16 protein-coding genes are annotated in these 17787 nt (G+C 40.2%); 5 read left to right on the plus strand and 11 right to left on the minus strand.

What is annotated here, in order from left to right; translation table 11 throughout:
* Window positions 1–4: 4 nt before the first annotated feature.
* Window positions 5–2692 carry a carboxypeptidase-like regulatory domain-containing protein gene (locus ACM44_RS07120; RefSeq protein ID WP_048499346.1) on the minus strand — a complete coding sequence of 896 codons (2688 nt, stop codon included), beginning with the start codon at window positions 2690–2692 and terminating at the stop codon, window positions 5–7.
* Between the two features lie 152 nt (window positions 2693–2844).
* Here ACM44_RS07120 and ACM44_RS07125 point away from each other — a divergent pair, with 152 nt between their 5' ends.
* A complete protein-coding gene (locus tag ACM44_RS07125) occupies window positions 2845–3726 on the plus strand; it encodes a cupin-like domain-containing protein (RefSeq protein WP_048499347.1) in 882 nt (293 codons plus the stop codon).
* A 61-nt stretch (window positions 3727–3787) separates the two neighbouring features.
* Here the strand turns inward: ACM44_RS07125 and ACM44_RS07130 are convergent, their stop codons facing one another.
* The 7 genes from ACM44_RS07130 to ACM44_RS07165 all read right to left on the minus strand — a co-directional run bounded on the left by ACM44_RS07130 (window position 3788) and on the right by ACM44_RS07165 (window position 11057).
* Window positions 3788–5482, minus strand: coding sequence for a M14 family zinc carboxypeptidase (locus ACM44_RS07130; RefSeq protein WP_048499348.1), 1695 nt, complete (start codon window positions 5480–5482; stop codon window positions 3788–3790).
* Between the two features lie 348 nt (window positions 5483–5830).
* Complete coding sequence (locus tag ACM44_RS07140) at window positions 5831–6166, minus strand: hypothetical protein (RefSeq protein WP_048499350.1); 336 nt, start codon at window positions 6164–6166, stop codon at window positions 5831–5833.
* A gap of 174 nt (window positions 6167–6340) precedes the next feature.
* The gene (gene lepA / locus ACM44_RS07145; RefSeq protein ID WP_048499351.1) at window positions 6341–8137 is read right to left on the minus strand and encodes a translation elongation factor 4; all 1797 of its coding nucleotides are present in this window, start codon (window positions 8135–8137) and stop codon (window positions 6341–6343) included.
* Window positions 8138–8198: 61 nt separating this feature from the next.
* On the minus strand, window positions 8199–9200 hold the full coding sequence (locus ACM44_RS07150; protein WP_048499352.1) for a hypothetical protein: 1002 nt from the start codon (window positions 9198–9200) through the stop codon (window positions 8199–8201).
* 90 nt (window positions 9201–9290) lie between these two features.
* On the minus strand, window positions 9291–9803 hold the full coding sequence (locus ACM44_RS07155; protein ID WP_048499353.1) for a hypothetical protein: 513 nt from the start codon (window positions 9801–9803) through the stop codon (window positions 9291–9293).
* A gap of 12 nt (window positions 9804–9815) precedes the next feature.
* The gene (locus ACM44_RS07160) at window positions 9816–10478 is read right to left on the minus strand and encodes a hypothetical protein (RefSeq protein WP_048499354.1); all 663 of its coding nucleotides are present in this window, start codon (window positions 10476–10478) and stop codon (window positions 9816–9818) included.
* 27 nt (window positions 10479–10505) lie between these two features.
* Window positions 10506–11057 (minus strand): RNA polymerase sigma factor, encoded by a 552-nt coding sequence (locus tag ACM44_RS07165; RefSeq protein ID WP_048499355.1) that lies wholly within the window; start codon window positions 11055–11057, stop codon window positions 10506–10508.
* 91 nt (window positions 11058–11148) lie between these two features.
* Between ACM44_RS07165 and ACM44_RS07170 the strand changes: the two genes are divergently transcribed.
* The 4 genes from ACM44_RS07170 (at window position 11149) to porW (ending at window position 15608) form a co-directional block, all read left to right on the plus strand.
* Window positions 11149–11901 carry a Rossmann-like and DUF2520 domain-containing protein gene (locus tag ACM44_RS07170; RefSeq protein WP_048499356.1) on the plus strand — a complete coding sequence of 251 codons (753 nt, stop codon included), beginning with the start codon at window positions 11149–11151 and terminating at the stop codon, window positions 11899–11901.
* Window positions 11891–12409, plus strand: a complete 519-nt coding sequence (locus tag ACM44_RS07175) for a KdsC family phosphatase (protein WP_048499357.1) — start codon at window positions 11891–11893, stop codon at window positions 12407–12409. The genes ACM44_RS07170 and ACM44_RS07175 overlap by 11 nt, the downstream gene beginning before the upstream one ends.
* Before the next feature lie 44 nt (window positions 12410–12453).
* Window positions 12454–13011, plus strand: a complete 558-nt coding sequence (locus tag ACM44_RS07180; RefSeq protein WP_048499406.1) for a Maf family nucleotide pyrophosphatase — start codon at window positions 12454–12456, stop codon at window positions 13009–13011.
* Window positions 13012–13103: 92 nt separating this feature from the next.
* Window positions 13104–15608 carry a type IX secretion system periplasmic lipoprotein PorW/SprE gene (gene porW / locus ACM44_RS07185; protein ID WP_048499358.1) on the plus strand — a complete coding sequence of 835 codons (2505 nt, stop codon included), beginning with the start codon at window positions 13104–13106 and terminating at the stop codon, window positions 15606–15608.
* Window positions 15609–15622: 14 nt separating this feature from the next.
* Here the strand turns inward: porW and tsaB are convergent, their stop codons facing one another.
* The 3 genes from tsaB to ACM44_RS07200 all read right to left on the minus strand — a co-directional run bounded on the left by tsaB (window position 15623) and on the right by ACM44_RS07200 (window position 17753).
* On the minus strand, window positions 15623–16303 hold the full coding sequence (gene tsaB, locus ACM44_RS07190; protein ID WP_048499359.1) for a tRNA (adenosine(37)-N6)-threonylcarbamoyltransferase complex dimerization subunit type 1 TsaB: 681 nt from the start codon (window positions 16301–16303) through the stop codon (window positions 15623–15625).
* Window positions 16304–16419: 116 nt separating this feature from the next.
* Complete coding sequence (locus ACM44_RS07195; RefSeq protein WP_048499360.1) at window positions 16420–17172, minus strand: SDR family NAD(P)-dependent oxidoreductase; 753 nt, start codon at window positions 17170–17172, stop codon at window positions 16420–16422.
* 209 nt (window positions 17173–17381) lie between these two features.
* Window positions 17382–17753, minus strand: a complete 372-nt coding sequence (locus tag ACM44_RS07200) for a YraN family protein (RefSeq protein WP_048499361.1) — start codon at window positions 17751–17753, stop codon at window positions 17382–17384.
* Window positions 17754–17787: the final 34 nt, after the last annotated feature.

Here is a 17787-nt window from a genome sequence, read left to right on the forward strand (position 1 = left end):
GGTTCTACTTAAAGTTAAACTTCACGGTAAACATCACCTGACTTGGGCGAATGTTGATCGCGGTTCTGGAAATGGAATTGGTTGCCGCATCTACCGCGATCACTTCATACAATTTCTTGTCGGCAATATTCAACCACTTCAGTTCAAAATCAATTTTCTTTTTTGCCCAAGTGTACTGGTAAGAAAGATCATAGAAAGCATTGCGGTAACTTTCATTCAAAGTTTTGCTGGAGACATCGTCCCAGTTAAAACCAATGGTGTGATTTTCAAACGGATAAACAAACAGAGCCAGGTTATGGTTCCATCCGGAAGTTTTGAACTGGGTATTGGTGGTCAGATTCTTATTCTGGTTCCAGCTCATAGATATATTGTAATCCAAACTCATCCACGAAAAGTACGTGTTATTGAATTTGAACCCAAAAGTTTGTCCATTATTCTTGGATTCCTGCACTGCACCGAACAGCATGCTGAAACTGTTGGAATCTCGATTGGTAAAGCTGGTTGAAATATTCGATTTGAATTTTGGGAAATATTTCCCGATTTCCGCCCTTTCATTTTGGGATACCGGGGAGTTTTTGAAGGCGATCATTTCAACCGCGTTTCCGTTTCCGGAAATAGTTCTGTTGGCGATCAAGTTGTTGGTGGAATTATTAAAACTGTATCCCACATTAAAAAACAGGTTATTCAGTGGATTTCGGTATTCCAATCTGGAACCGATTGACCGGTTGATATTTTCAGGAAGCGCACTGTTTCTGATACTTACATTTAAGGGATTTGTCAACAAATATCCTCCATAAAGTGAACCAAAGTTTCCGAAATTATAGTTGATGTTTCCAAATGCCCAGATTTTGAAAAAAGAAGCAAAATCATAACTTAAAAACATGCTCGGCTCGAAAACTGTTTTGCTGATTTCACGTGAAACATTCCTTACTTCGTCCTGATAATCAATTCCATAAAAATTCATCGGCAAAGTAAGGTTGAAATTCAAGGCGTTGTTTTTATAGTTGAAACCTATTTGGCTATAAGGCTGAAGCTGGTTCCAATGCAGGTCGTTTCTGAAGGTATCACCCAATGAGTTGAAACTTCCGGAATTGCTACCCGAAAGCAAAGAATTCATATTATTAAAACTCAAATTCAATCCCACTTCTGGAGTTAAAGTCCATTTTTTATAAGTAAAACCCACGGATGCGGAATGATTCACTTCCACAGTTCTCAATCCGATGTTTTGTTGAAGCTGCTCATAATGATCTGCTTCTGGAAACGAGTTTGCATTGTAGGAGTAAGATCCGGGATTGACATTCAAAGTTTGTCTGTCATTTTTAAAATTAAGGTAACTCATAAAATTCACCAGTTTTTCCTTCCACGGAATAATGGTGCTCAAGGAGTTCTGGAAACTTCCGGTTGGTGATTCGATCGCTTCTGCACCGGTTTTTGTTCCGGTTTCCGAGATGCGGCTTGCATCGGCTCGATCGGCATTCCAGAAACCGTTCCAGGTGGTGGTATTTTTAAAGAATCCTTTTTTGGCGTTTTTAGAAAAAATCAATTCCGCCTTAGAGGAGTTGGTGTGGAATTTATTGCTGATGTCCTGAGAAACGGTCAATCCATCTGGAAAAATGTTGGACGGGCTGTAAACCGTTTCGAAATAGGAATCCCTGGAAACCGTATTATTAGAATAACTCGCACTTGCCTTCAGCTCCCATTCTTTATTCTTAAAAGGATTGGTCAACACGTTGGCCGAAAAGAAATGCACGTTATTCATCAGATACCTTTTTTCAGGGAGATTCGGTGTATCGGCACTTTCCACAGAAATCCAACTGGTTTGCGCGGCTTGGACCCGTCTTCCTTCAAAGCGGTTTCCAAAAGCAAGCAGGTTTCCCTCCTTTTCCACAGTTTCGCCATTGTTATTGGCTTTATAATTCACCACCCACTGATTTTTTTGGCCGAAAAACATGGGCGTCAGTTTCACATTCCATAAAAGTGGATCGAAACCCGCTCCTACTTCTCCCCTTCCGGTCATGGTCACGGTTTTTTTCAGCTTCACGTTGATTGCCGCGTTTTGAGAAGGGACTTTATCCTGAAGGATTTTCACAGGTTGGTGGTTTTCCATCACTTCCACTTTTTGCACCGCATCTTTCGGCAAAGAATTGTTGATGGTTCCGTAACCGCCCTCCATCAAATCTTTTCCGTTCACATAGAATTTATTGATCGGTTCTCCCTGGTAAAGAATCGAGCCGTCTTTGTTCACTTCCACGCCGGGAAGTTTCTTCAGCACATCTGCGAGGGTTCGGTCTGATTTGCTTTCAAACGCCTTTAAATCATAAGAAATAGTATCTCCTTTCTTGGTGATTATTTTCGATTTTAGCTTCACCTCCTTGATTTCTGTTGCGTCAGAATCCATCTTAAAATCAATGCTTTGGTTTTGATTTTTCACCGTTCTAAGGATTGACTTCTGGTTAAAAGCCTTAATTTTAAGCTCAATATTCGGTTCGTTTGAAGTAAATGTCACCTTATATTCCCCTTTCGAATTCGTGATAGAAAATGCCAGAATCGCATCTTTGCCGGGTTCTTCCACGGTTACACTTGCACTGGGAATCGGTTGGCCGCCATCATCGGAAACTTTCCCGGTGATCACGGTTTGCGCCAAGGAAAAGGCAGAAATTGAAAAGAAGAAAAATAAGAACAGTTTATTCATAAAAAGGTTTTTCCATTAGTACGCCGGAACGACTTTTTGTTACATCCATAATTACATGCTGAGTTCCCTCAAAACTCAAAAAACGCCCCCCGCTTTCAAGATTTACGGAATTCAAAAATTTCCTAATTTTGCATAATTAATAATCACTTAACATGGGGCTTCATTTAAGACCGATCGATATCGTGGACGATATCACGGAACAAGATTTTAAGGAAAAATATCTAAAGCCAAGAATACCGGTGGTGATCAAGAACATGGCCAAAAAATGGCCTGCCTACCAAAAATGGACCATGGATTACATGAAGGAAGTGGTGGGAGATGTGGAAGTTCCGCTTTATGATTCCTCCAAAGCAGATCCGTCTGCGCCGATCAACGCTTCCGCCGCAAAAATGAAATTCGGCGATTATATTGATTTAATAAAAACCACGCCGACCGATTTGCGGATTTTCCTTTTTGACCCGATCAAATCTGCGCCGAAATTATTGGAAGATTACATAGCCCCGAAAGATTTGATGGGCGGTTTTCTGGACAATTATCCGAGTATGTTCTTCGGCGGACAAGGTTCCGAGACGTTTCTGCATTTCGACATTGACATGGCGCATATTTTCCACACCCATTTTAATGGACGAAAGCATATTTTACTTTTCGATTACAAGTGGAAGGAGCGACTCTACCAAATTCCATACGCCACCTATTCGCTGGAGGATTACGATATTTCTAACCCTGATTTCGAGAATTTTCCCGCTCTGGATGGCGTGGAAGGAATCGAATGTTTCCTGGAACACGGCGACACCCTTTTCATGCCGACCGGTTGGTGGCACTGGATGAAATATCTGGACGGAAGTTTCTCCATTTCCCTTAGAGCTTGGGACAAATCCTGGGCGGTGAAAGCACACTCCCTTTGGAATTTGACCGTTCAAAGAAATTTCGACAATTTCATGAAGCGCCGATACAAAAAAAAGTACATGGACTGGAAGGAAAGTTTAGCCATAAAAAGAGCAAACCGTGCCCTGAAAAAAGGGTTGCCGAAATAAATAAACGCCTCGTCTGAATAGATGAGGCGTTTATTTTGGTTGGAGATCGTTTGCGATGTTCTTACGGAATCCTGTAAATTGGATACGCTCCCACCGTTCCTTCATAGTAATCCGAATGTTTGTAAATCCAGTCGAGTTGGGCTTTTCCGTCTTTTTGCAATTCTGGATTAAGGCTTTTCTCCATCTCAAATGCGGTTCGCAAAGCGGAATTATTCTTTAACAAATCTGCCGCAGTATCTTCAAAAACATAATCAGAATAATATTCTTTTTGGCTAAGAATTCCATCGAAAAAGTTCCAGTTAAAGAAGGAGTCAACCGCTTCCGGCTCCAAAGTTTCCAAAAGATATTTCACCCCATTTTGTCTGGTTGAAACCAGCAAGTCGCCTTTTCTGAACTGCATCACGCTCATTTCTTTCCTCGCAAAAGTATCATAGTGAAGATAATGTCCTTCATAAGGGTTTTTCAGGGTTTTGAAATCGGAAATTCTGTATGACTCTACAGTAATTGAGGAGTCTTTCGGCAAAGCGGTCATCCGGATTTGGTTTCGCTTCAGATAAGCAATCACTTGATTTTCAGACTTTGGAATAATATAATAGGAAGGAATCGCGATTTCTTTCGTCGGTTTAAATTCATCGTAAAATTTCACTTTTTTGGTAAAAGGTTTTGCCTTATCGTAAAACAATCTTGGCTGTCCGGAAACTGCACTTGGTTTTTTTCCGGCTTCATATCCTTTAAAATCAATCATTTGAACTTTCGTGCTGTCTAATTTCCATTGGATCGGATATTTTTTTCCGGGTTGCAATTCCGTTAAAGTTTCTGCCATCAACTTTTTGATTTCACTGGAATTTTTCGCAACATAATTGATGGAACTCAGCATGTATTCGTAAGTTGCACGAACCCGGTCTTTGTAGGGTTTCAGCATGTGTGTTTCAGCCACGGTTCCCAACGTGTTGAAAAGCGTGGTATAACCGGTCGCATATCGCGGAGAATCCATAAACGCGGGAAATCCTTCATCCGGAGCATCGCCGTGGATATTGACATAAGGAGTGTGAAGAATTCCCTTTTTGTCCAAATCTTTCAAAATTTCAGGTTGCATTTTCTCATTGAAATAATCGCCCAAATATTTTCCCAATCTTTCCTTATTCGTTGAAATATAGGTGAAAAGATATTGATAATCTGCTCCGTTACTTACATGATTATCAATGAAATAAATCGGTTTGAAAGTCTGAAAAATTTCCTGAAAGGTTTTGGAATTTTCGGTATCGTTTTTAATGAAATCGCGGTTCAGGTCATAATTTCTGGCATTTCCGCGGAAACCATATTCTTCAGGTCCGTTTTGGTTGGCTCTGGAAAACTTTCCCCTCCGCAACATTCCCGAAATATTGTAGCACTGTATCGCCGCGATTCTCAAATTTTTTACTTTAATTTTTCCGGTTGCCAAATCCCGCATCAGCATCATCGTGGCATCAATTCCGTCTGGTTCACCGGGATGAATTCCATTGTTGATGAGGATTACAGGAGTTTTTTTGTCTTTGGTGTTATTGAAAACCACCACTTTAATCGGTTCGCCAAGATCATCCTTCCCGAAATTTTCAATGGAAATCGTTTCAAAATTCTGGTCCAGTTCGTCGTAATATCTCAGCATTTCAGCGTAAGTAGGCGTTTGGTTTCCGTTGCCATTTTCGAACGGGGTCTGGAATTTTTGAGCAATTAAGATATCCGCAAACAAAATGAGAACAGCTGCAATGAATTTCATCTATGGGAAAATTTGAGAGCGAAAGTACAAATTTTGGGGCATTTTTCCGTGGGAAAAGGTCTGTGTATATTTTTTAGGATGCGGCAAAACTTTACGCAAATCAAATTCGAATTAAGCAAAACTGACGATCCCGAAAAATACATCAAAAAGGTCAAAAGCAAGTCAATGCGTCATTCACAGATTTACAATTCTGAAAATTTTGGCTCTCCAATAGCAATCGCTTCTCATTCTTTTAAAATGTCGTTCAAAGCATTGGAAATGTTAATTAGAAAAAAAATTTAAAAAAGACAATAAAAAATTCCCGAAAAAAATCGGGAATGATGATAAATTTACGCAGAAAAATAGGTCTTATTTTTTCTGATCACCTTTCTTCTTGCCTTCTGAGGATAAACTCAAAGCATTTCTTCCGTCCATTTCTCCCCTTTTATAGCCTGCAGAATATTCTTTTTTTACTTGCAATTCGTCGAGGTTGGTAAGCGTTTCGCCCCTTCTTTCATAACTTAAAAATTTGGTGTCCGTACTCAAATTGGTTGCACTCCAATTCAAATTTGTCGGAATGGATGTTGGTTTGGTTTTAGTCACTGAAAAATACCCTCTCACATAACCTTCTTCGAAGCCACCCATCATCTGGCTGAAAATAAGACCAGAGATGAGCAAAGTTCCTAATAACAATACTTTTTTCATAATTCGAAGTTTAAAATTAGATTGATAATTATTGGAAATCAGCTTATTGGAAATCCTATTTTCAAATATAGTAAAATAATCTCAATAAAATATAATTAAAAAAAAATCCCGAAAAATCTCGGGAATTTACTTTTTTTCAAGAGCAACGCGCAAAGTCGCATCTCTAAATTGGGGTTAATCATTCAGCTTCAGTACTGCCATAAATGCGGATTGCGGCACTTCTACCCTACCGATTTGCTTCATTTTTTTCTTACCTTCTTTCTGCTTTTCTAGGAGTTTTCGCTTTCTGGAAATATCTCCTCCATAACATTTTGCAGTCACGTCTTTTCTTAATGCTTTGATGGTTTCTCTCGCAATCACTTTAGCTCCTAAAGCCGCCTGTACAGCGATATCAAACTGCTGTCTCGGGATCAGTTCACGAAGTTTTTCGCACATTCTTTTTCCGATATAATAGGCATTGCTGTCGTGAATCAAAGAAGATAGTGCATCCACCATATCACCGTTGATCAGAATATCCATTTTAACGAGTTTGGACGGTCTGAAACCAATTGGGTGGTAATCGAAAGAAGCATAACCTTTGGAAATAGATTTCAAACGGTCGTAAAAATCGAAAACCACTTCTGCGAGCGGCATGTTGAAAACAAGTTCTACACGGTCTGCAGTCAGATAACTTTGGTTCACGATTTCGCCGCGTTTTTCGATACATAAAGTCATTACCGGACCCACGAAATCGGATTTGGTAATAATCGACGCTTTGATGTAAGGTTCCTCCACACGGTCGAGCAACACCGGATCTGTCATTTCCGATGGATTGTTAATGAGGATCATCTTGTCCGGATCCTTTTTGGAATAACCGTGGTAAGAAACGTTGGGAACCGTGGTAATCACATCCATATTAAATTCCCTGTCGAGTCTTTCCTGAACGATTTCCATGTGAAGCATTCCGAGGAATCCGCAACGGAAACCAAAACCCAGTGCTGCAGAACTTTCCGGTTCGAAAACCAAAGAAGCGTCATTCAGTCTCAGTTTTTCCAGTGAAAATCTAAGTTCTTCGAAATCCTCAGCTTCAATAGGATAAATTCCGGCAAAAACCATAGGCTTTACTTCTTCGAAACCTTCAATCGGAGCCTCAGCGCCGTTTTCAAAAGTCGTAATGGTATCTCCCACTTTTACTTCGCGGGCATCTTTAATCCCGGAAATAATATAGCCTACATCTCCGGTGAGAATTTCTTTTTTAGGTTGCTGTTTCAGCTTTAAAGTTCCCACCTCATCAGCTTCGTACATTTTCCCGGTCGCCATGAATTTGATTCGCTGGCCTTTTTTAATGCTTCCGTTCACGACCTTGAAATAGGCTTCAATTCCGCGGAATGGGTTGTAAACAGAGTCGAAAACTAAAGCCTGCAAAGGCGCTTCAGGATCCCCAACCGGAGCTGGAATTCTCTTGACAATCTCCTCTAAAAGCTCGTGAACACCTTCGCCGGTTTTTCCGGAAACGCGTAAAACGTCTTCGTATTCGCAGCCAATCAGGTTCATGATTTCGTCTGTAACTTCCTCGGGATTTGCTGAAGGCAAGTCGATTTTATTAAGGATTGGAATGATGGTTAAATCGTTTTCCAAAGCCAGGTAAAGGTTGCTTATCGTTTGTGCCTGAATACTTTGAGCGGCATCTACAATGAGAAGCGCACCTTCGCAGGCAGCAATGGAGCGGGAAACTTCGTAGGAAAAATCTACGTGCCCCGGAGTGTCGATAAGATTCAGTACATATTTTTCGCCGTTGAGTTCATAATCCATCTGGATGGCGTGAGACTTTATGGTAATTCCGCGTTCTTTTTCCAGATCCATATCGTCCAAAGTTTGAGATTGTAACTCTCTCTGTGTCACGGTATTGGTATATTCCAAGAGCCGATCTGCCAAAGTGGACTTACCATGGTCGATATGTGCGATGATGCAGAAGTTTCGTATGTTTTTCATTAAGATTTTTGATAGACTGCAAAGATAAAAAAAACAAGAGAATTTCTGTTTTCTTAAAAACTTACTTTGTAAAGCTGTAATCGCCGGTAAGGAAATCCAGATAAATCTTATTTTTAATACCTTCCGCGGCATTCTGGTGTTTGGCCGCTACTGTGATTCCAGCGGCAATTCCACCAACTGCCCCGAAAAAGAAAAAAACTGGCGAGACCTTTATTTCCTCAGGAAAAAGTGCAAGTCTATTTGACATGATAAAATATCCTCTGTCATCTTTTTCTAAAGGGAGAAACCCAATATTTGTATTCTTGAACGCTTTACCTTGATCTACGTAAATAAATATTTTTCTTTGAGCCAATTTTCCATTAGTTCCCACAGCTTCCACTTTTCCATTTTCTTTGGTATTTAATTGATAGCCTTCTAGCGGTTTCTGTGAGAAAAAGTCTTCGGAATTCAAATAAACACCATCATTTAAGGCATTTTCGGTGAAAGCCGGCTTTGAAATTTTCAGGATATTTTCATAATTTGCAAGTTCTTCTTTCGGAATACTTTGTTCAATGGACTTTGCCCGATAGGAATCGAAGAGGAGCTTCTGAATGACTTTCCCAATATTTTCTTCAAAAATACTGGAAATGTTTCCATAATCTTTGTTGCTGAGTCGCAGAATATTGTCATATCGGTCCAGGAAATAATAGCCGTTTCCGTCACTGACAAATGTGCTCACTTTAAAATCCAGCACACAGAAAATCTCATCGTTTTCCACTTCATCTTTAACTTTCAGTTTCTCAAGATAAAGAATCAAATCCCTTTTTCCCTTTTTTCTGTTTTTGTTAAACCTTTCAAACCAATTCTGTATGTCTTCCACAGGATCTTCCGTGGGAAAACGCAGCTGATAGGTTTGTCCTCTGGAAACGAACTGCCCGATGTTTTTATCCGGTCTTCCATCAATGACTTTAAGACTATTTGTGGTTCCGGAATAATCCTTCACCGGATAGTTTAATGAAATTTCCTTCCTGATTTGCCCGATGAAAATGAGGGGCAAAAACAGTAATGCTATTACTTTTTTCATATAATGCGAAGATAATAAAACAAAATTTCAAAAGAACGACCTCCACAAAAAAATCTGTAGAGGTCGCTCAAACATTAAAAAAATAAACTATTATGGTCGCCTGCGCTGCGGAACGGAATTACCCGATCCGTCTTGTTTTCGGTCCAAAATCTTGTTGCGGATCTTGCCTTCGGTTTGGTACATCTGCAACAGTTGTTGGGGGCTGATTACTTTCAGAAACTTTTGTGCATATGCTTTACGGTTGTCTAGTAGTTGCTGCCCCACTTCAAAACTCAGATTGAGTTGTTTTTTTGCCTCTTCATCGCTCATATTGTCGTACTCCTGATTAGAGTTGAATTTGCTTTTGATCTCATTTTGCTTGTCCTGATATTCAGCATAAAGCGTCTTGAATTCTGGCTGGTCACTTTGCGGCACATCAAGCTGGGAAACAATCATGTTTTCTCTGAACTGTTTCAGCAAAGACATCCTCTCCTGTGGACTCATCTTTTGGATGATCTGTTTCCGCTGGTCGGGTTTCATGGTTTTCCAGTCGTATTTTTGTTCTTGGGCAAATACGCTTTGTCCTGCAAAGATCGCTATCAGAAGTATGGTAATCTTTTTCATGCGCGGTTTTTCTTAATTATATAAGTCCAGATAAAGGTCTTGCTCTGCATTTCTGCCAACTGTTGCCAATTCAGACATGCTGAAATCTGACAGGATCTGATCCACCTGAAATTCTGGATTTTGATCCGCCATTGCAGGTTTTTGTGCTGCCAATCCGGCATGGTCTTGCGATGCAATCTTCGTAGGTTTAGCGGGCATTTCTGGTTTTTCATCAGGCACGGTTTTCATGTCCTGTTTCAAAACTTCGTATGCTACTGCCGCTTCCTTTTGTGGCCTATTCTCCTGAACCGCAGAACCGGAAGCTGTATTTTCTATATTTGCGATTGCCGTTTCATTTCCAATTATAGAGGTTCCCTCATTTTGATCAGTATTCACAAAATAAATCAACCCGAAGAATACCGTAATTGAAGCTGCCGCCGCATACATCCAATTCATCCGCACAAGCTTTCCACTTCTTTTGCCAATGCTCGGTGTTACTTGCTGCATCACATTTTGCTGCACCTCATCAAAGAAACCTGTTGGTGTGGCATAAATGTTCTTTCGTTCTAAATTTTCGATGTCTTGGGAAAAAGGTCCAATCTTCTGCAAGACATTTTCCTGCAGTTGGTCTAGAAATCCTTCCGGAGTTTTATAGACGTTTCTTCTTTCCAAATTTTCTATATCAAAATTTTTCATCAGCTTAATTCTTAATTTCCCGATTTGTCAATCCGAAAAATTTTCTTTTACATAACTTTCTACTTTTTGTTTGGCGTAGTGATAATTTGTTTTCAGTGTACCGACGGACATATCCAGGATTTTCGAAATCTCTTCGTAGGGAAGGTCTTCGTAATACCTCATCGTAAATACCAGTTTTTGCTTTTCGGGCAAAGTTTGAATTGCCTTTTGAAGCAGTATCTGGATTTCTTCGGCTTCGGTTTCCACGTTTTCTGCCACCAGATTTTGAAGATAAATTTCGGCATCCTGATCCGTTTTCTGCATTTTCTTCATCTTGTTCAGCTGCTGCAGTGATTCGTTCGTCGCAATTCGATACAGCCAGGTGTATAATTGGCTGTCCTGCTTGAACTGGTGGAAGTTTTGATAGGCTTTGATAAAAGTATCCTGCAAAACATCCTGTGCCAAATCATGATCTACAATCAATCTTCTGATATGCCAATACAACCTGCTCTGATAAGCATCCATCATCAACCGAACCCCGCTGTCGCGTGATTTTTCGCTGGACATCAGCTCGATAATTTCAGTTTCCTTGATTTTCATCCGGATGCTCAATGTTTTGATGGTAAATTTATTAAAAAGTTAAATAACAATTTCAATTTTCAGTCCAAACCTAAATCAATATCTTTGTTACATGAAAATCGTAATCATCGGTTCCGGAAATGTTGCCTATCATTTGGCAAAAGCTTTTCATCGAAATCAAATGGCGATTTCGCAGATTTTTGGTAGAAACGAAACTGATTTGAAATCGATTTCAGCTGAGCTCCAAATTCCGTTTTCCACCACAAGTTTAATGGATGCCGATTTGTACCTGATCTGCGTTAATGACGATTCCATCGGGGAAGTTTCCCAAATTATTTCTAAAGAAAACTGTTTGGTGGCGCACACTTCCGGTTCTTTGCCAAAAGAAGCATTAAGAGGAAAATTCCGAAAAGCAAGTTTTTATCCCTTACAGACTTTCTCAAAATCCAAAGCGTTGGACTATTCCAAAATACCTTTCTTCGTGGAAGCAGAAAATAGAGAAGACTCGGAACTCCTGAAAAATATCGCCCTTAAAATTTCAAAAAACGTAATGGAATCAGATTACGAAAAAAGAAAATATATCCATTTGACCGCGGTTTTCTCCTGTAATTTCGTGAATCACCTTTTTGCCAGAGCCAAAGAAGTTTCGGATTCGCAAAATATTCCTTTTGATTATTTTTTACCCTTGATAGACGAAACTGTTTCGAAAATCCACGAAATGGAACCAAAACTCGCTCAAACGGGACCTGCAGTGCGAAACGACGAACGGGTTTTGCAGATTCACGAAGCATTAATTAATGATGAGGAGCATTTGAAAATCTACCGAACCATGAACGAATCGATAAAAAAAATGTATGAGTTATAAATCGAATTTAAAAAATATAAAGGCGTTTGTCTTTGATGTGGACGGTGTTTTCACCGATGGAAGTGTTTACCTGATGCCGGACAAAAACATGTGCCGGGTGATGAACGTGCTCGATGGTTACGCGGTAGTAAAAGCCATCAAAGAAAATTACAAAATCTGCGTAATTACCGGCGGCGATGATCCCATGGTGAGAAACCGCATCAATTATTTGGGAATCACCGATTACTATGCAAAGATTTCAAACAAACTCGAAAAATTTGAAGAATTCAAACAAAAATACAATCTCGCAAACGAAGAAATTCTGACGATGGGAGATGATTTGCCAGATATTTCGATGATGAAAATATCCGGAATTTCAGCATGTCCCCAAAATTCGGTCGCGGAAGTGAAAGCATTGTCCGATTATATTTCGCCAATCCAAGGCGGAAAAGGTGCCGTTCGGGACGTGATCGAACAGGTAATGAAGGTGCAGGGAAAATGGATTTTGGATGACACGAAAAGCACTTGATTCATTTTGAATAAATCTTTTTTATGCTATTTTCTAAACAAAAAATGAAGATTTTACTCGCCTCCAATTCGCCAAGAAGAAAAGAATTGCTGCAGAATCTGGGTTTTGATTTTGATGTTATTTCTGTGGACTGCGAGGAGGTTTATCCCGATGATCTTCCGACTGAAAAAGTGGCGGAATACCTTTCGGAATTGAAAGCGAACTCTTTTAGAAATTTGGAAAAAGGAGAAGTCCTTATCACGGCAGATACCGTGGTTTCCATCGGTGATGAAATTTTAGGAAAGCCCGGAAATGCTAAAGAAGCCAAAGAAATGCTTCAAAAACTTTCGGGGAAAACACACCGGGTTTTCACCGGAATCACCATCAGGACTTTAGACAAAACCATCTCAAAGACTGATGTGGCAGAAGTGGAATTTGAAATCATAAACAGCTTGGAATCTGAATATTATGTAAAAAATTTCCGGCCGTTTGACAAAGCGGGAAGTTACGGTATCCAGGAATGGTTGGGAATGGCAAAAATCAAAAGCCTCCATGGCAGCTTTTACACCATCATGGGTTTGCCGACACATCTGGTTTACGCAATTTTAAAAGATTTGGAATAAGTCTCCATCCAATTTAAAAAATCATTATTTTTACGGAAAATAATCAAATCTTTTCTACAATAAAATGCAGATTTGAAAGTTATATTTGAATAATGAAAAAAGCTATATTTATCCTTTTGGCAATTACCGTTCTAAGTTCCTGTTCATCAAGGAAAAAAACGAACAATTCTACATTTCTAAAGGGATTTTTCACGTATTACAATACGCTTTTTAACAGCAAAGATGCCCTGCAAACCGAGCTTAAAAATCGGGACAGATCGCACAAAGATAATTTCTACGATCCCTATATTCCGCTGCTTACATACGAAGATCAACCACTGGGAACCGATTTGGGTTCAAGCGGGAGTTTCGGCAGTGAGGGCCGTGCAGGAACGGCGGGAAGTTTTGGTCCGGGAGTTCCGGGAGGCGGAGTGCGACCAACCGATAATGCGGGTAACAAAACCGGTGCAACTATTCTGGAAATTTCTGAAGCGAAAGCATTAAAAGCGATCGCAAAATATTCTGTGATGAAAGGCGGAGTAGAGAAAAATAAGGCGATGTTTGATGCCAATATTTTGTTGGCCCAATCCCGACTTTACCGCGGAAAAGCCCTGGAAGCTTTAGACGGCCTAAACTATATTTTTTCTAATATGCCGAAAGATAAAAGAATTCCTTTGGCGAAAATTTATCAGGGACTCGCCTACTCCAAAATGGGCGACTTTTCCCGTGCCGGAGAACTTTTTTCTGAATTGAAAAAAGATAAAATCAAGAAAGATTACCAGAAATTATTAAGCGTCTATTATTCCGAAATGTTACTTCAGGCAGGGAAAAAAGATCAGGCGGTAGATGAACTTTCAAACGCTTATGCATTAAACAAAAACAGGAAATTGCGAAGCAGAATCGCATTTCTGAGAGGACAAATTCTGAATAATCTGGGGAGAAGTGAGGAAGCAAGAGAAAGCTTCACAAGTGCATACAAAAATGCCAACGATTTCGAATTCGAGGTGAAATCCCAAATCGAAATCGCAAAAACCTTCAATGGAAAAGGGGACGATTACGAAGGTGCAAAAACATATCTGGAAAAAATTGGCAAGAAGGGAACTTATGCTTCCCGAAAAAATGAATTCCTTTATGCTTTAGGTTTAATGGCAAATAAAGCCGGGAAAAAAGACGAAGCTCAGGAATATTTTGCCCAATCCCTGAAAGAAAAAATGTCTGATCCCCAAATTCGCGGACTCGATTATTATGAAATCGGAAAAGGACATTTTGAAAAAAGCGATTACCTCGCAGCAGGTGCTTATTACGATTCTGCACTTTCTGTCATGACTTACGAACCATCTAAAATTTTATTGGAAGAACAGTCCAGGAACATCAAACAGGTTTCTGCCAATTATTTCCTGGTCAAGAAAAATGACAGCATCATCGCATTGACCAAGATGCCGGAAAACGAAAGAATCGCCTATTTTACTAAGGTCATCGATCGAATCAAAGAAAAGGAGGCAAGAGAGGAATTGATCCGAAAACAAGCCGAAAGGAATAAAGGATTTGATACCGGAGATTACGGCGCAAATTCTATTTTTGCCGGAAATACAGGTGGATTCCAAGATTTCACTGATCCCGGAAAAGGCGGTTTCTATTTTGCCAATATGAGCACGGTTTCCAAAGGGGAATCCACTTTTAAACAAATTTGGGGAAATCGTTCTTTAGCTGACAACTGGCGAACTTCGGCAAGAAGTACTTCCATCGAAGACCTGAAAAATGAAGCGATGGGAATTGCATCTGCTCCAGATCCCCGAAGACTGGAACCCAGTTTCTACATTGAAAAAATTCCAACCGACGCAGCAGATATTTTAGCCCTGAAAAAAGCACGAGACACCGCAAGTTTAGGATTGGGAAGAATGTATGACGCCTTTTTCTCTGACACGCCACTTGCCACAAAAACGCTATACGATTTGGTGGACAACAAACCTGTGGAAGAAGTGGAACTTCCTGCACTTTACCAGATTTTCGTGATGAATTATGAAAAAAATCCTGGTGCCGCAGAACGGGCAAAACAGAAAATTTTGACAGATTTCCCTTATACTTCTTACGCAGAATTTGTGAAAAATCCGAAAAACACTAAGTTTTCTGCATCCGCACCCGAAGTTGAAAAAGCTTATTCCGAAGCTTATGACCTCTATGCCGCCGAAAAATATGACCAAAGTAAAGCCTCCATAGAAACGTCATTGGGAAAATATCCAAATGATGCGCTGGTTCCCAAATTTGCATTGCTGAATGCTTTCAATACCGGGAAAACTGCCGGAAAGGAAATCATGATCCTGCAACTGGAACAAATTGCCCTGAATTACGCCAAAACGCCTGAAGGTGAAAAAGCAAAGGAAATGCTGAAATACCTGAAAAGCGAGCTGGAACTGCAAAAAACAGACGAAGAAGGAAATGTGATCAACGAAAATAAGGTGCAGACCGCAAAATCCACACCGGAACCTATTAGGAGTAATCCTAGACAGGAAGCGCCCGTGCAAATGTCCGCAGAACCAGCAGCTCCAGGTACGAATATTCCTCCGACAGTTCAAAAGGGCGAAGAACAAAAAGTAAAGGGCGAAATAAAAACTCATTAATGAAAAAGCGAAGATTATTCTTCGCTTTTCTTTTTCTTAACTCCTTGAAAATCCTTCAGATAAAACGGCTCGAAATAGGCGATATCCTCGAAATCCTTCTGATTGAATTTCTGGACTGATTTCCGGATCAAATATTTTGCAGAAGGAAAAACATCTTCCTTAAATTCAGCATTTTCCACTTGCAAGAGGTCTTTGGCTTTTTTTGCTCCGTCACCGATAAAGATGATTTTTTTACCAACAAAATCCCGGAAAGAACTTTCATCCAAAATTTTGGCTTCGGTTTCTGAAATCATTTCCCCCGAAATACCGTCGAAAACGGCGCAATAAACCTCCATTCTTCTTGCATCGACCAACGGAATGATCAAGTCGTAATTTTGATTTAAAAACGGCTCAATCATCGTTTCTAAGGAGTTCACCGCAATCATTGGAATTTTCAGTCCATAGCAAAATCCTTTCGCAGAAGCGGCTCCTATCCGAAGTCCGGTGTAGGAACCAGGTCCTTTGCCTACAGAAACGGCATCCAAATCGCCCAATGAAATTTCTGCACCTTGCAAAGCCCATTCCACAAAGGTGTGCAGCGATTCGGACTGTTTGTAATTTTCTGAAATTTCTTCGCAAAGACACAGCAGTTTTTCACCGTCTGAAATGGCGACAGAACAGTTTTTTGAGGAAGTTTCTAAGTGGAGGATTTTCATGATGTTGATGCGGTAATTGATTGATTGGCTATGGTACAGATTGGCAGCGAACGATAATTCACAATTTCTTTATTTTGCAAAGATAATCATCAGTACCTCAACGGATCAACTAATGATCAAACTTTCCGGTGGATTGTTCGCGGTTCGCTTTGTGCGCTCGGATAAATGGTGAGGTCGGAAATCGTGACATGACTCGGCGCGTTTACGCAATAGGCGATAGCATCTGCGATGTCTTCTGCTTTCAGCGGTTCATAACCAGCGTAAACAGTTTTTGCACGCTCTTCATCTCCTTTGAAACGGATTTTGGAGAAGTCGGTTTCCACAGCTCCGGGTTGAATGTTGGTGACTTTGATCCCAAATTCGGTGAGTTCCAAACGCATCCCTTCGGAAATTACATCTACAGCACGTTTTGAGGCGCAATACACCACACCATTCGCATAAGTTTGTCTTGCGGCAACCGAGGAAATATTCACGATATGACCGGATTTTCTTTCTTTCATTCCGGGGATGATCATTTTGGAGACGTAGAGCAGTCCTTTCACATTTCCGTCAATCATGGCGTCCCAATCATCGGTTTTTCCTTCGGATAAAGGTTCTAAACCGTGTGCATTTCCTGCGTTATTGATGAGGACATCGATGTTTTTCCAATTTTCTGGAAGGGAACTGATTGCATTTTCAACCTCTGCGAGATTCCTCACGTCGAAGTTTAAACTAAAGGTTTCGGTGAGCTTGGAGAGTTCTTTTTTCACTTGTTCCAAAACGTCTTTCCTTCTGCCGCAAACGATGATTCTGTACCCTTGATTTGCGAGTAATTCTGCGGTGGCTTTTCCGATTCCGGAAGTTGCGCCCGTGATGAGTGCTGTTTTCATGTTAATTTTAGAAATAAATCAATTCGTTGAGAAAACCATTGCCATATCTAAAAAACAACGAATTCTTCTGGTTCAAACTTTCTCTGACTTTTTGATAAATCGCCAGTAATATTTTGCAGAATTCATCTTGTTTCTTCAGTGATTTCTCTCATTTTAATTGGATCGTAAAATTACAAAAATTATCCCCTAAGAAAGCTTTTTTTAATTCATTATCCGCCATCAAAAACCTGAAACGCATCCTCAATATGTGTGATCTGCAAAACTCCAGCTTTATCGGGAAGCACGGTGATAATGTCGAAACGGACTTCTTTGTCGATTTCATTTTCGCTCATGAAAAAATCGGCACAGGTGATGATGGATTTAATCTTCTTTTTGGTTACGGCTTCTTGTGGCTCGATCAGCGTATCGTAACTTCTTGCTTTCACTTCGGTCACCACGATTAAATCCTCAAACTCAGAAACAATATCGATTTCCAACCGTTCGAAACGGAAGTTTCTTGCCAAAATCTTATGTCCTTTTTTAGCTAAAAAATCTGCAGATAAATCTTCCGCCAGTTTTCCTAAATCGTTGTGTTCAGCCATAACTACATTTGTTTGAAATTTCAGGTTTCAAGTT

This window comes from Chryseobacterium koreense CCUG 49689, assembly GCF_001045435.1.
Classification (GTDB): Bacteria; Bacteroidota; Bacteroidia; order Flavobacteriales; family Weeksellaceae; genus Kaistella; species Kaistella koreensis.